This is a genomic window from Virgisporangium aurantiacum, from assembly GCF_016863635.1.
Taxonomy (GTDB): Bacteria; Actinomycetota; Actinomycetes; order Mycobacteriales; family Micromonosporaceae; genus Virgisporangium; species Virgisporangium aurantiacum.
Window position 1 is genome coordinate 39688 of sequence record NZ_BOPG01000085.1, and the last position, 13811, is coordinate 53498.

Consider the following 13811-nt stretch of genomic DNA (forward strand, 5'->3'; position numbering starts at 1 on the left):
GGAGCAGATGCGAACGTCATGCCGCTACGTCCGGGTCCACTTCTGGTTCGCACCACCGTTGCAGGTCCATATCTGCACCTTCGTACCGTTGGCGGTCGCCTGTCCGTTGGCGTCGAGGCACAGTCGTGATTGGACACCGACGACGGTCCCGTCGTTGGCGAGCATCCACTTCTGGTGGTTGCCGCCGGTGCAGTCGGAGATGTCGACCGTGGTTCCCGCGCCGGTGCCCTGGCCGCGGGCCTGCAAGCACTTGCTGCCGTACACCCGCAGCTCGCCGGCGGTGGTCGGCGCGAAGGTCTGGTTCACGCCGCCGCCGCAGTCCCAAAGCACGGCCGCGGTGCCGTTCGCCTGGGAGGACCCGGTGATGTCCAGGCAGCGGCCGGACTGGGTACCGGTCAGGCGGCCGGCAGTCAGGGTCACGCCACCGGTGCCGGCGTCGATACCCCAGGAGCTGTGCCAGCTCAACGCGGCCGTGCCGCTACCGGTCAGTGTGATCGGCAACCAGACCGGTACCGACGCGTTGAGGTTTGACGGATTCCACCGGTCTCCGATGTAAACGTAATTCGTGCCCGCGCTACCGGTGACCGGCAGCAGGAATGACACCTGGGAGTCGTAGGTGCGGGTGCCGGCCACCGCGAAGTTGCTGAATCCGCTCCACGGCCCGGCGAGCGAGGTCGCGGTCGCGTACACGTTGTCGTTGGTGGCCCACCCGGTGAGGTGCGACGTGAGCAGGAAGTAGCGGCCGGCGACCTTCGCCATCGCCGGAGACTCCAGCGACGGGAAGGTGGCGACGGTGCTTTGCGCACTGGTGTAGTCGGCGGTGAGTCGTTCGATACGCATGCCCACGGCCGGATCCTCGTGGATCAGGTACGCCGTGCCGTCGTCGTCCTTGAACAGTCCGAGGTCCCGGCTCGGATGGCCGAGTGGCCGGGTCGCGCCGAGATAGGTGTACGGACCGCACGGCGTGGAGCTGACCGCGACGCCGGCCCGTTGATCGTTGTACGACGTGTTGTCGATGTGCATCCACATCACGTACCGGCCGGTCGCGTTGTTGAAGATCACCTTCGGGCGCTCCACGATCCGGCCGGCGGCCAGATCGCCGGAGGCCTGGCGCGACAGTGCGTCGGCCTGTCGGGTCCAGTGCACGAGGTCGGTGGAGGAATAGCAGGCGACGGCGGTGAATGTCGACCCCGCGCTCTTGTCCTCACCGACCATGTAGTACACGGAGCCGACCATGAAGATGCCGACGCCGTGCGCCTGCAACGTGTTGCCGGCCGTGTCGGTCCATCTGGTTCCCGGATTGACGGCGACCGTGGCCGCCGCGGCGACGTGTGGGGTCATCACGGCGGACAGGCCGACCGCCAGCGCGGCCAGCGTCGCCGCCAACCGACCGAATCTACTGTGCATCGAGGGCTCCAAAGCTTGAGACGCCGGAAAGCTTGAGACGCCGGGTCAGCTACGCAGGCTCCACTGCTGGTTGGCAGCGCCGCTGCAGGTCCACAGGATGATCTTCGTGCCGTTGGCGGTGCCGGCACCGGTGGCGTCCAGGCACAACCCCGACTGCACGCCGGTGATCGTGCCGTTGGCGTTGACGTTCCACTGCTGGTTGGCCTGGCCGTTGCAGTCCCAGATGATCACGGCGGTTCCGTTGGTCGTGCCCTGCCCGTTGGCGTCGAGACACTTGGTGCCGTACACCTGTAGCTGCCTGCCCGGCGTCGCTGTCCATCGCTGGTTGGCCTGGCCGGTGCAGTCCCACAGCCGGGTCTGGGTGCCGTTGACCGTGGACGAGTCCGGCACGTCGACGCACCGGCCCGACTGGCCTCCCACGATCTGCTGGCCCGCGACGCCGCCTGACGGCGGCAACAGCGTGATGGTGGACGTGTCGTCGATGTTGGCATGCGACACGCTGACGGTCGTGGCGTTGCCGGACAGGGTCACCACGCTGTCCCGCACCGTGGCCGGACCCGATACGGCGCTGCCGTTGTTGTACGGGATGTTCTGTACGACGACGCGGACCTGGTTGTTCTGCACGACGCCGGTGAGAGTGTCGAGGCGTTGGATGTTGACGGCGACGTTACCGGTCGTACGGCCTCCGCCGACGAGGATCTTCGCGGACCCGGTCGTCTTCGTGGCGAAGGCGTCGTACGACGCGCTCGGGGTCACCGACGCGGTCTGGCCGGTCTGCGAGCCGTAGAAGGAATACACCCACCACTCACCCTTCGGCAGGTACTGTCCGCTCGCGTTGCGCGTCAACAGGCCGGCCAGGTCGTTGTGCAGGTTCGAGCCGCCGGCCCAGTTGGCCCGCAGCCCGTCGGCGCCCGCCCGCTCCAGCCGAGCGATGTACCACGCACCGTCACCAGGGTTCTGCTCGTTGCTCGCCCCGTACTCGTTGATCTGGTACGGCCGCGGATGCGCGATGCCACGCGAGTCGAGCGTCGTATTGGCCGTGGCGACGTTCGTCACAGGGTCGCCCGGCAGCGAATGCCAGCTCACGATGTCGGGCACGACGTTGTTCGCCCGGACGAAGTCCAGGTACTGCGTCCACCAGCCGCCGGTCGACGGCACGCACGCGCAGCTCGGGCCGACGATCAGATGGTTGGGGAACGCCGCCCGGATCCGCTGGTACGTGCGCCGCCAGAGCTCGAAGTACTGCGCTTGCGGGCGGTTCCAGAAGAGGGTGATGTTCGGCTCGTTCCAGATGTCCCACTCGACGGTGAGCCCCGCCGTCCGCACGTCGTTGAACACGCGGGTCAGGAAGTTGTCGTAGTCGGTCCAGTTGCCGTTGTCGCCCGGGAACCGGCTGATCGGTGCCCCGTCGGCTCCCCACAGGTCGTGCGGGAGCAGAACGAACCGACCGCCGAGCGCGGCGGTGCGGCGCGCCTGTGCCAGGGTGGCGTTCCACCGACGGTCGTAACCGCCGCCTACCCAGCCGCCCCCCGGCAGTTGCGCACCCCCGGCCCGCATCGCCCGGAACCGTACGTCGGTGAAGAACGTATCGGGTGGCGCCGTGCCGTTCTCGGTCATGCCGTAGATCCAACCGGACGCCCGGTTGGTCGGCGTGCCACCCGTGGCGGCGAAGTTAACGCTGATCGACTCGTCGGCGGCGAGGGCCGGCCGCGCCGCCGAAACGGTGATCGCGGCGGCCAGCGACAGGGATGCGGCGAGGACACGTGTGACGTGCACTGATGTCACCTTCTGTTCGGCGGAAGGACGCGGCGAAGGGACGGTTCCGCAGGCTCCATCGCTGCTTGATCGGCCGTTACGGTCCGACCCGAACGCCGTTGAACCGGGGGCGGCGAATCGGTTCGACGGGAACGTAATTCCACCCGGCGCCCCGTGTCAAGTGGTGAACGTCGATGTGCGGATGGCGGACGACCTGGCGGCACGGGCCTGGCGCTGGCGCGCAACGAGATCGGCGGGGCGAGCAGCACATGCCGGGTCGGCGCATCCGGGACGGCCGTGCTCTCGAATCGATTCGAGTCGACTCCATGGCCCCGTCTCGGCCGTGGAAGAGGTCGAGCCACGTGGCAGCGGCGGCAACCGGCGGTGGGTCCAAGGCCGTGACCGGTGAAGAGAGGTGGTGTGACGTGACATCCAGGCGGCCGCTGCTTGCCATGGTCGCGATTACGGCGACTGTCGCGACCGCGACGAGTGTCGTGACGCTCGGCACCGGCGTGACCGCGTCGGCCGCCGGCGACCCCCGCCCACACCTCCCGGAACCCGGGATCGCGTACGTCATCCTGAGCCGGCGGGGCGCCGACGCCGTGCGGTGAGCGCGCCGGCCGGGATGGAACGGCATGGAACGCGATGGAACGTCTTCACAGTGACTTCACAGTGACTTCACGGTCGCCGAATCACGCATGGAGGCGAACATGGCGATAAGGAACTGGGTGCTGATCGGGGTGGCATTGGCCCTGGGCGGTGCCGTCATCCCCGCGATCCACCGGGACGCAACGCCGCGCACGTCAGCGGCGGCATCGGCGGCATCGGCCCGGATCCCCCTCCCCGGCGTGGTCCCGAATCCCGGACCGCCGCCCGTCATCCGCGACTGATGCCGGGCGGGAGGACCATGATGCACACGCGCACCCGCATGACGATCGCCGTCGCCGCTGCCGCGGTCGTCACCTTGTGGAACCTGCCGGTGCCCGCGCTGGCCGAGCCGGCTGGGCCGGCCGCGCAGGCCGAGGCGGTCTGCGGCACGCCCCAGAAAGGCCATGCCACCTGCTTCGCCCTGCGCCGGCTCGACGTCGGCGGCGCCCGGGGTGTGCAGGCCGCGGCGCCGCCCGACGGCTACGGGCCCGCCGACCTGCGGTCGGCCTACGGCCTGCCGGCCGGCGGCGGGGCCGGACGGACGGTCGCCGTCGTGGCCGCATACGACAATCCCAACGCCGAGTCGGACCTCGCCGTCTACCGGGCGCAGTTCGGCCTGCCCGAGTGTGTGTCGGCCACGGGCTGCTTCCGCAAGGTCGACCAGCGCGGCGGAACCAGCTACCCGAACCGCGACTCCCGGTGGGCGGCGGAGATCTCGCTCGACCTGGACATGGTGTCGGCGGTCGCGCCGCTCGCGCACATCGTGCTCGTCGAGGCCGACAGCGACAGCTTCGACGACCTGGCCGCCGCCGTGGATCAGGCCGTCGCGCAGGGCGCGCAGGTCGTGTCGAACAGCTACGGGACGGATTACTTCGAGGTGCCCGGCAGCGGCGAGGAACAGTCGCTGACCGACACTCTCGACGCGCACTACAACCACCCGGGCGTCGCGATCGTGGCCAGTGCCGGCGACAGCGCCTACGGCGTGACGTACCCGGCCGCGTCGCCGCATGTCACCGCGGTCGGTGGCACCTCGCTGGCCCGTGACGGCAGCACCCGCGGCTTCTCGGAGAGCGTCTGGTACTGGAACGTCAACGGCGTGTTCAACGGAACGGGCAGCGGCTGCTCGCTGTACCAGCCGAAGCCGGCGTTCCAGAAGGACACCGGATGCGCGAAGCGAACGGTCGCCGACGTGGCGGCGGTTGCCGATCCGGCCACCGCTGTCGCGGTCTACGACACCTACGGCGTCGACGGCCAGGGGTGGCGCCTGTTCGGCGGCACCAGCGTGTCGGCGCCGATCATCGCCGGTGTGTACGCGGTGGCGGGCGCGCCGGTGGCCGGTACCTATCCCAACGCCTACCCGTACACGCACCCCGAAGCCCTCAACGACGTGACCTCCGGCGCCAACACCAAGGGCGGCTGCGAGCCCACCTACCTGTGCACCGCCGGAACCGGATACGACGGCCCGAGCGGCCTCGGCACACCGGCCGGCCCGGCCGCGTTCGCGATGGGTCCGCACGGCACGCTGACCGGCACGGTCACGGACCGCGCCACGGGCACACCCGTAACCGGGGCCGCGGTCGGCGCCGGCGACTACTCGACCACCACCGACGCGGCGGGCCGGTACACGCTCGTGCTTCCCGCCGGCACGTACGACGTCACCGTCGACGCGTACGGTTTCGTGCGCTCACGCGCGTCCGGTACGACCGTCGCCGACGGCGCGACCCTGACGACGGACATCGCGCTCGACGGCCTGCCCCGCTCGACGATCAGCGGAACGGTGACCGACGGCTCCGGCCACGGCTGGCCGCTCTACGCGAAGATCACCGTCGACGGCGTGCCCGGCGGGCCGGTGTTCAGCGACCCGTACACCGGGCGCTACAGCCTGACGCTGCCCGAGGGCGTGGCCTACACCGCGCGCGTGACCGCCGTCTATCCCGGCTACGCACCGGTCGATCTGCACGTGCAACTCGGCACCGACGACCTTCACCGCGACGTGCCGGTACCGATCGACGTGGCCGGCTGCAACGCGCCCGGCTACACCGTGCACTACGCCGGCAGCCTGGAGGCCTTCGACACCACCACGACGCCGCCCGGCTGGACGGTGACCAACGCGACCCCGGCCGGTGGCTGGCAGTTCGACGACCCGCGACCGCTCGGCAACCGCACCGGCGGGTCCGGCCATTTCGCGGTCGTCGACAGCGTGGCGCTCGGCACCGCCAACCGCGAGGACACGATCCTGACCTCGCCGGTCACCGATCTGTCCGATGTGGACGCTCCGACGCTCAGCTTCGACACCGCCTTCCGGCCCTGGTTCGGCACCTCGACGGTCGACGTCGACGTCAGCGCCGACGGAGGCACCACCTGGGCCAACGTCTGGCACGAGGACGAGCGCGAACTGGTCGGTCCGGCGCACGTCGACGTCCCGTTGCCCACCGCGGCCGCGGTGGTGGTCCGGTTCCATTACAACGGCGGTTTCGTGACCTGGTGGCAGGTCGACAACGTGCGGATGGGGCGCCGGACCTGCGACAAGGTCGGCGGCGGCCTGGTGGTCGGGCGGGTGACCGACGCGAACACCGGCGGTGGCCTGATCGGTGCGACGGTGTCCGCCGGCCCGTCCTCCACTTCGTCCACTGTGGACGGTTTCTACTGGATGTTCTCGTCAGCCGGCCGCACCGCATTCACGACCACGCGGCGCACCTACAGCCCGGTCACGCGGACCCTCGACGTCGCGGCGGACGGCGCCACCCGGGGCGACGTCGCGCTGCCGGCGGGCCGCGTCACGGCGTCGGGGAACATCAGCAGGACGGTCGCCTGGGGCTCGTCGACCACGGCGAAGGTGACGGTCACGAACACCGGTACCGCACCGGCCACCGTGTCGATCGTCGAGCAGCCGGGCCGGGTCGAGGCGCTCACGGGCGGCGGCGCGGCACCGAACGTGGTGAAGGCCCCGGTGACGGCGCTGTCGTTGGCCGCCGCCGCACGCGCCGGAGCTGCTCGCGCCCCCGCCGCACCGGCCGATGTCACGCCGTCGGCCGCGCCGTGGACGTCGATCGCCGACTATCCGACGCCGGTACAGGGCAGCCTCGTCGACGTGTTCGGCGGAAAGGTCTACTCGGCGTACGGGTGGACCGGGTCCGCCGTCGTGGCCGATCTCTACGTGTACGACCCGAACACCGGCGCCTGGACGAGCCAGGGCCGGGCGGCCGACATCCGGGAGGCGCCGTCGGGCGCGTTCATCGCGGGCCGGCTGTACGCGACGGGCGGCTGGGGCGCCGACGGCCAACCCGACCCGAAGACGGAGGTCTACGACCCGGACACGAACCTCTGGACTACGGCGGCGGCGAACCCGCGGCCCGCGGCCGGGTCCGGATCCGCGGTGCTGAACGGACGGCTCTTCGTGATCGGTGGGTGCGGCAAGCAGACCTGCGGCCGCACCGACGTGACCGTGTACGACCCGGTCAGCGACACCTGGTCGGCCGCGGCAGACTATCCGGAGCCGATCTCCTGGCAGTCGTGCGGCACGCTGGCCGGCAAGCTGTACTGCTCCGGCGGTCTGAACTCCGACGCGGCGGTGACGCACACCTACGTCTACGACCCCACGACGAACGCATGGTCGGCGCGCGCCCCGATGCCGGCCGACCTGTGGGGCTCGGCGCACACCACGGCCGGCGGCCGGTTGCTGGTCTCCGGCGGAGCCGTCAACAACAGCGTGTCGGTCACCAACCAGGGCTACGCCTACGACCCGGCGACCGACACGTGGACGAGCCTGCCCAACTCGAACGACGCGCTCTACCGGGGTGGCAGCGCCTGCGGCCTGTACCGGATCGGTGGGGTTCCGGCCGGACTGTTCATGCCGCCGGTGGCCCGGTCGGAGGTGCTGCCCGGGTTCACCGACTGCGCCTCGGTGGCCGACGTGCCGTGGTTGTCGGAGAGCGTCGACCGGGTGACCCTGCCGCCCGGTGGGCACGCGACGGTGACCCTGACGTTGTCCGCTCCGCAGACCCAGCCGGCCACCTACACCGCATCGCTGGTGCTGAACAACGACACGCCCTACCCGGCGCCGCTGATCGACGTGACCATGACGGTGACACCGCCGAAGACGTGGGGCCAGATCACCGGCACGGTGACCGCCACTGACGGCAAACCGGTCGCCGGCGCCACCGTGCAGATCGAGACGTGGGCGGCGAGCTACACGTTGAGGACCGACAAAACCGGCCGGTATTCGCTGTGGCTGGATGTCCGCAACAACCCGCTCCAGGTCATCGTGGCCCGGGACGGCTACCAGCCGCAGGTCCGAACTGTGAAGATCGCGAAGGGGAAGACGACCACGTCGGACTTCGTCCTGAAGCCGGCGCCGGTGTAGCCGCGTCCCGACGGAAAGACGGCGCCTGGCGGTGGTCACACCGCCGGGCGCCGGCTGCAATCAGCCGCGGACCGAGACAGGCCCGGCGAGGCTCTCCGCCGGGACCGGCGGCCGTCCTTCCGATACGATCGGTGTCGATGGGTCGGGCCGATTGGAAGATCGCAAACCCCGCAGGCGGCGCTGGTGCGGCGTCCGCCGAGGAACGGGCCAACCGGTTCATTCTGCTGCTATTAGGGCTACAGCGACTGAGCTACCTGATTCCGACGGTGTTCAGCATCGCTTCGACCGAGTTCCACAATGGCGCGCTGAATGCGGCACTCGTCGCCGTCACCGTCGGGTGGAACATGTTTCTCGTCGTCCAGGTCCGCCGCCGCGGATGGTTCCCGGCGCCGCTGGTGTGGATCGACGTGTTGTGGACGGCGACGTTGATTTTCGCGGTGACCGCGAACCTCCCGAGCGAGGCCGAATACGACTCGCTGAACTGGTCCGGGCGGCTGGGGCAGGCCGCGGCGGCGCTGGCGGGGGCTGCCTTCGAACGGCTCGGGTCTGCCGTGGCCGCCGTGCTGGTGCTGTTGACCGCGCACACGGTGTCGATCGCGCTGCAGGCGTCGGACGCGGGTGAACTGCCTGCGAAACTGGCGGGCTGCCTCAACGGAATCATCTGGTTCGCCGTCATCATCCGCTTCGCACGGCGGTACCTGCGCAAACAGGGCCGTCGGCTGGACGAGTTGACGGCCGCCCAGGTCGTCGCCGACTCCCACCGGGCCGCGCAACAGGCCCGGCTGGCCCATCACCGGGCCCTCCACGACACCGTCCTCACCACGCTGGTCGCCGTGTCACGCGGTGGTTTGGATCACCGTACTGAGCAGGTCCGCGACCGGTGCGCGCGCGACGCGGAGTACATCCGCCAGCTGCTGCAGGCCGACACCCCGACGGTGGGCACCCTCGCGGAGAAGCTGAACGAGGTCATCTCCGGCGCGCGTGAGCTGGGGCTTTACGTGCACGTCCGGGTCGAACCTGTGGACGGGCTCGACCCGGACGTGGTGCAGGCATTTGGCGGGGCCGCCCGCGAGGCCCTGAACAACGTACACAAACACGCCGGTACGGAGGTGGCGTGGCTGACGGCAACGCGCGTCGACGGTGTCGTGGTGGTGCGGATCGTCGACCGCGGGTGCGGCTTCGAACCCGGTTCCGTACGGCCCGGACAAGGACTGGCCGGGTCGATCCGGGACCGGATGGCCGACGTGGCCGGCGCGGCGCGGATCACCAGCGAGCCCGGCGACGGTACCTGCGTGGAGCTCACGTGGCCCGCATGAGCCAGGGGATCCGCGTCGCCGCTGTGGATGACGACCGCATGCTGCTGGACGGGCTGGGCACATGGCTCGCACAGACCGGCGATATCGCGCTGACAGTCGCCGCGGCCACCGTCGACGAGCTGCTCGGCGACCCGCGCGACGGTATCGATCTGGTCCTGCTCGATCTGGTCCTGCGCGACGGGTCTGACCCTGTGGACAATGTCCGCCGGTTGATCGCTGCGGACCATCGGGTACTTGTCCTCAGCGTGTGGTCCAGGCCGCATGAGATCGCGGCGGCATTCGCGGCCGGCGCGTCGGGTTACGTGACGAAGGACCACGACCTGGCCACGCTGGCATCTGTCATCCGCACGGCGGCGGGCGGCGAGACGGTCTACACGCCCCCGCTGGCGATGGCCTTCCTGGAGGACCCACGGCCCGACCGCCCGCGACTGTCCACAAGGGAGCGGGAGATCCTGCTCGCCTACGCGTCCGGGATGACGCTGACCACGGCCGCGCGGCACGTCGGTGTCCGGCCGGATACCGCGAAGACGTATCTGGACCGGGTGAAGGCGAAGTATCTGGAGCGTGGCCGGCCGACGTACACGAAACTGGATCTCGCGGACCGGGTCCGCGAGGACGGGATCCACTGATCGCGGACCGCCGCCGGCCCGCGATCAGGGTTCGGGAGTCAGCCGATCCGCAGCTGCCAACCCTGGGTGTTCGTCGGCGCGGTGGCGTGGAGTACCTCGTATCCCATGGTGTCCGCCCACACCCAGCATCCGCCCGGACTCGTGTGGAGCTTGATGACCCAGTAGGCGTTGAAATAGACGTCGTAGGCGTCGACCCCGTAGTCCCCGATCACCCGCTGGTGCGGGGGCACCGTCGCCTGGGCGTTCACTCCGATCGCCGTCGTAGTGCTCGACGTGATGGTACTGCTGACGTTGACGTTGAGGAAACCGAACAGGTTCGGGATCGAGATTCCGGCCGTGGCCGAGACCGTGAATGTCCGCGACGTCGTCGACGTGAACGTGGCGGTCACCGGGGTGTCCAGGTTGTTGGCGACGATCAGTGATTCAGAGGTCAGGAAGCTGGGCGACGAGCTGGCCACGCTCAGCGGCTTCGCGGACCATCCGACGGTGGCCCAGCTCGGGCATGGGATCTGCACGGTGTCGCGGGCGAGGGCCGGAGCACCGGTCACGACCAGGCTCCCCGCCGTGACCAGGGCCAGGAGCAGGGACGAGGCGAGCAGGCGGCGACGTGTGTGCGATGTGGACATGAGTCTCCCTCCGAGGGGGGAATCGAGATTCGCCACTGATGTGCGACGAGCCCGACGCTATCCACGACTGTCAGGGCTGACATGTCGGACGTTAGGGGGACGCGCGAGCCGCCGCACGCCGTCATCGAACCGGGGGCGTGCCGGCCGGAAACGAGCATCCGACCGGCACGCCCCGACATTCCGGCACGCCACGGGCACACCGGAACGGTCAGATCAGGATCTCGTCGTCGCTCACCACCAGCACGCACGAGTCGCTCGCGCTCGGATCGACAGGCGTCGTCGAGGTCGGGTCGGGCGCCTGGGTCCAGGTCGGTTGCGGTTCAGGGCCGGGTGGACCGCTCACCGTCGGCGAGACCGTCGCCGAACCCGTCGGTGGCACCGTCGGCTCCGGATCAGGCACCGAGGTCGGGGCCAGCCGTTCGGCGGGTTCGTTCTTGTTGTTGTTCTTCTTCTGCGCCTTCGCCGGGATGAAGGCGCCGATCATTCCGCTCTTCTCGTCGAATTTGGGCAGGCTCATCCAGATGAACTCGCCCGGCTTCAGTGGCTTGGCGAACGTGACCACCAGTTTCGAGCCACACGGGCCGCCCTTTTCGACCGTGAACGTGAGACCGTCGGCGGCGGGTGGCGTTACAAATGTGTCGCCCTTGTTCTGCGACGAGAACTCGATCGCCACGATGTTGACGGCCGACCCGTTGCCCACCAGCGATCCCTGCGTGAACGCCCGCGACCGGAACGTGAACCAGTCATTGTCCGGATCCCGGATCTCGTCCGATCCCGTCCACTTGTCGGCCGCGGGGTTCCCGGACCGTCCGATGGAATGCTTCGCCGGATCGACTCCGACCGTGCCGGTCTCCGGCCCGTTCGGCGTGCCGTCCGTGTCCCCCTTCTTCCCGATGTTGATCCCGCGCGGGTAGGCCTTGGTGAACGGGCCGGCGCCCTGTCCGGTCACCACCCGGGTCTCGTCACCGACCTTGGCTGGGTCGAACGGGAGCGTCACACCCGGAACGTCGACCCGTTGGAACTTCCACTCCTTGCCGTGCTCGGCGGCAATCGCCGCCGGGGTCTGCACCGCCGCGCCGACCGCGACCAGTCCGGCCACCGCCGCCGTGGCACCCGCCCACCGCCACGCACGCCCTCGTTGTCGAACCACGCTTCCTCCAATCACCGTCCTGCCCCGTCTTTCGAGCGCGGCCGGCGTCAGGACGGCGGGCGGACGGCCGGAAAGACATACCCCAACGGCGATACGGTCCGGGCGTTCCGCCGATACCGCTATCCGCGGTTGTGGCGACTGACCTGGCGAATCGATGAGCTTTAACATGGCCGCATGCGCCTGGAGCCTTACGCTGAAGCCGACTTGGAGCTGACCGAGGCGCTCGACGGCGATCCGGAGGTCATGCGCGATCTCGGCGGCGCGGTGCCGGCCGACCGACTGCTCGCGGTTCACCAGATGCGGTTGGACCCGCCGTTCGGAGACCGGTATTTCACGGCTTACCCGGCGGGTTCTGACCGGCCGTTTGGCCTGGTCGGGCTTTGGCACACCGACTGGGAGGGTGGGACGGTCCCTGAAGCCGGTGTGCTCGTGCGCCGGCAGTACCTGGGCACCGGCCTCGGGGTCCGCGCGTTGCGGGCGCTCTTCTCCCTGCTGGCGGCGGAGGGGATGACTGAGCCGGTACACGCGTTCATCGCGGTCGACAATGCCGCGTCCAACACGCTGGCCCGGCGGATGGGGTTCACGTTGCTGGGCGAGTGTGACGTCTCGTACGAGGGTCGCCCGCTGCGCAGCAACCACTGGACGATCCGGCTGGGCTCATCCGGTTCGTAGCACCGGCCCGCCCGGGTCGTACCCGGCGATCAGCCAGCTGAGGGTGTCGAGCAGCGCGTCGACCTGCGCGTCGGAGTTGGCGGCGGTGACCTGCACCCGGAAGCCGACCTCGGTGCGGGGAACGCCGGGGTACGGCGCGAGCGTGGTGTAGATCCCGCGGTCCAGTAGTGCCGTGCCGACGTCGACCAGGCGGTCCGGGTCGGCCAACGGCACCTCGATCAGCGGGAAGCCGGAGGTGTTCGCGGTCGGCACGCCGAGGTGGCGGAGGTGGTCGAGCACGCGTGCGGTCCGGCGGTAGAGGTCGGCGCGGATGGCGTCGCCCCGGGCCGCGTTCACGTCCAATCCGGCCAGCACGGTCGCCAGCGCGGCGGTAGGCACGGGGCCGGAGTACAGGTACGGCTGGGCTTCCAGCTTGAGCCGCCGCTTGAGAGCCGGCTCGCAGGCGACGAACGCCAGCAGCGAGGAGTACGCCTTCGAGCAGCCCCCGACGAGCACGATCCCGTCGTACGTCTCGCCGAAGTGCCGCACGACCCCGTTGCCCCGAACGCCGTACGGCGAGGACTCGTCCGGCCGGCGCTCGCCGAACACGCCGAAGCCGTGCGCGTCGTCGATGTACAGCAGCGCGTCGTACGTCCGGCAGACCTCGGCGACCGCGCGGACGTCGGGCGGGTTGCCGGTCATGCTGTTGACGCCGTCCATGCATACCAGCCGCGGTCCCCGGCCGGGGGCGGTCCGGAGCAGGTCGGCGAGCTGGTCGGTGTCGCCGGAGCGGAACCGGTGCACGGTCGCACCGCGGGCGCGGGCGTGGACGGTCCCGTCGTAGATGGTGCGGTGTGCCCTGCTGTCGAGGAAGATCGTGCCGTCGCCCGCCAGGGCCGGGATGACCGACAGGTGCGTCTGGCTGATCGTCGGCAGGGCGAGCACGTCCGGTGCGCCGAGCAGGTCGGCCAGCCGCTCCTCGACCGTCGGGTACAGCCGCGGGCTGCCCAGCATCCGCGACCAGCTGGCGTGCGTGCCCCATTGGTGTACCTGACCGACGATCGCCTGCTGGATCTCGGGATCGAGGTCGAAGCCGAGGTAATTGCAGGACGCGAAGTCGACCAGCCATCGATCGCCGATGCGGATCCGGCGGCCGTCGACCTCGTCTATCACCTGGTCCCACAGCCCGGCCTCGTACAGCGCCTCGACGCTGCCCGGCTCGGCGCAGGTAGCGGGGCCCGAGAGATCGAACGTGGTCATAGATCG

The 13811-nt window shown here is 69.8% G+C and carries 11 protein-coding genes; 6 read left to right on the plus strand and 5 right to left on the minus strand.

From position 1 onward, the window contains the following. Positions 1–24 precede the first annotated feature (24 nt). The gene (locus Vau01_RS52345) at positions 25–1407 is read right to left on the minus strand and encodes a ricin-type beta-trefoil lectin domain protein (RefSeq protein ID WP_204008956.1); all 1383 of its coding nucleotides are present in this window, start codon (positions 1405–1407) and stop codon (positions 25–27) included. A gap of 45 nt (positions 1408–1452) precedes the next feature. Further along, positions 1453–3183, minus strand: coding sequence for an RICIN domain-containing protein (locus tag Vau01_RS52350; RefSeq protein ID WP_239152686.1), 1731 nt, complete (start codon positions 3181–3183; stop codon positions 1453–1455). A 404-nt stretch (positions 3184–3587) separates the two neighbouring features. Between Vau01_RS52350 and Vau01_RS52355 the strand changes: the two genes are divergently transcribed. From Vau01_RS52355 to Vau01_RS52375, 5 genes are all read left to right on the plus strand, one after another. Beyond that, positions 3588–3773 carry a hypothetical protein gene (locus Vau01_RS52355; protein ID WP_204008960.1) on the plus strand — a complete coding sequence of 62 codons (186 nt, stop codon included), beginning with the start codon at positions 3588–3590 and terminating at the stop codon, positions 3771–3773. 99 nt (positions 3774–3872) lie between these two features. Continuing rightward, positions 3873–4052, plus strand: a complete 180-nt coding sequence (locus tag Vau01_RS52360) for a hypothetical protein (protein WP_204008961.1) — start codon at positions 3873–3875, stop codon at positions 4050–4052. A 20-nt stretch (positions 4053–4072) separates the two neighbouring features. After that, the gene (locus Vau01_RS52365; protein ID WP_204008963.1) at positions 4073–8173 is read left to right on the plus strand and encodes a carboxypeptidase regulatory-like domain-containing protein; all 4101 of its coding nucleotides are present in this window, start codon (positions 4073–4075) and stop codon (positions 8171–8173) included. A 137-nt stretch (positions 8174–8310) separates the two neighbouring features. Next, entirely contained in the window at positions 8311–9489 is a 1179-nt protein-coding gene (locus Vau01_RS52370; RefSeq protein WP_204008965.1) for a sensor histidine kinase, read from the plus strand. Next, positions 9486–10118, plus strand: a complete 633-nt coding sequence (locus Vau01_RS52375; RefSeq protein WP_204008966.1) for a helix-turn-helix transcriptional regulator — start codon at positions 9486–9488, stop codon at positions 10116–10118. The genes Vau01_RS52370 and Vau01_RS52375 overlap by 4 nt, the downstream gene beginning before the upstream one ends. 38 nt (positions 10119–10156) lie before the next feature. On the opposite strand, the gene Vau01_RS52380 is transcribed toward Vau01_RS52375, so the two are convergent. Both Vau01_RS52380 and Vau01_RS52385 read right to left on the minus strand, forming a co-directional pair. Beyond that, positions 10157–10744 carry a hypothetical protein gene (locus Vau01_RS52380; protein WP_204008968.1) on the minus strand — a complete coding sequence of 196 codons (588 nt, stop codon included), beginning with the start codon at positions 10742–10744 and terminating at the stop codon, positions 10157–10159. 208 nt (positions 10745–10952) lie between these two features. Continuing rightward, a complete protein-coding gene (locus tag Vau01_RS52385) occupies positions 10953–12188 on the minus strand; it encodes a hypothetical protein (RefSeq protein WP_204009038.1) in 1236 nt (411 codons plus the stop codon). Here Vau01_RS52385 and Vau01_RS52390 point away from each other — a divergent pair. Next, positions 12069–12566 carry a GNAT family N-acetyltransferase gene (locus tag Vau01_RS52390; RefSeq protein WP_204008970.1) on the plus strand — a complete coding sequence of 166 codons (498 nt, stop codon included), beginning with the start codon at positions 12069–12071 and terminating at the stop codon, positions 12564–12566. The two genes, Vau01_RS52385 and Vau01_RS52390, sit on opposite strands and share 120 nt — an antisense overlap. On the opposite strand, the gene Vau01_RS52395 is transcribed toward Vau01_RS52390, so the two are convergent. After that, positions 12552–13805 carry an aminotransferase class I/II-fold pyridoxal phosphate-dependent enzyme gene (locus Vau01_RS52395; protein WP_204008972.1) on the minus strand — a complete coding sequence of 418 codons (1254 nt, stop codon included), beginning with the start codon at positions 13803–13805 and terminating at the stop codon, positions 12552–12554. The genes Vau01_RS52390 and Vau01_RS52395 overlap by 15 nt on opposite strands. Positions 13806–13811: the final 6 nt, after the last annotated feature.

Excerpts from the sequence above, each read along its gene's own strand:
- Vau01_RS52345 (WP_204008956.1), bottom strand. The coding sequence starts at position 1,407 with ATGCACAGTAGATTCGGTCGGTTGGCGGCGACGCTGGCCGCGCTGGCG.
- Vau01_RS52360 (WP_204008961.1), top strand. The coding sequence starts at position 3,873 with ATGGCGATAAGGAACTGGGTGCTGATCGGGGTGGCATTGGCCCTGGGC.
- Vau01_RS52365 (WP_204008963.1), top strand. The coding sequence starts at position 4,073 with ATGCACACGCGCACCCGCATGACGATCGCCGTCGCCGCTGCCGCGGTC.
- Vau01_RS52370 (WP_204008965.1), top strand. The coding sequence starts at position 8,311 with ATGGGTCGGGCCGATTGGAAGATCGCAAACCCCGCAGGCGGCGCTGGT.
- Vau01_RS52375 (WP_204008966.1), top strand. The coding sequence starts at position 9,486 with ATGAGCCAGGGGATCCGCGTCGCCGCTGTGGATGACGACCGCATGCTG.
- Vau01_RS52380 (WP_204008968.1), bottom strand. The coding sequence starts at position 10,744 with ATGTCCACATCGCACACACGTCGCCGCCTGCTCGCCTCGTCCCTGCTC.
- Vau01_RS52390 (WP_204008970.1), top strand. The coding sequence starts at position 12,069 with ATGCGCCTGGAGCCTTACGCTGAAGCCGACTTGGAGCTGACCGAGGCG.
- Vau01_RS52395 (WP_204008972.1), bottom strand. The coding sequence starts at position 13,805 with ATGACCACGTTCGATCTCTCGGGCCCCGCTACCTGCGCCGAGCCGGGC.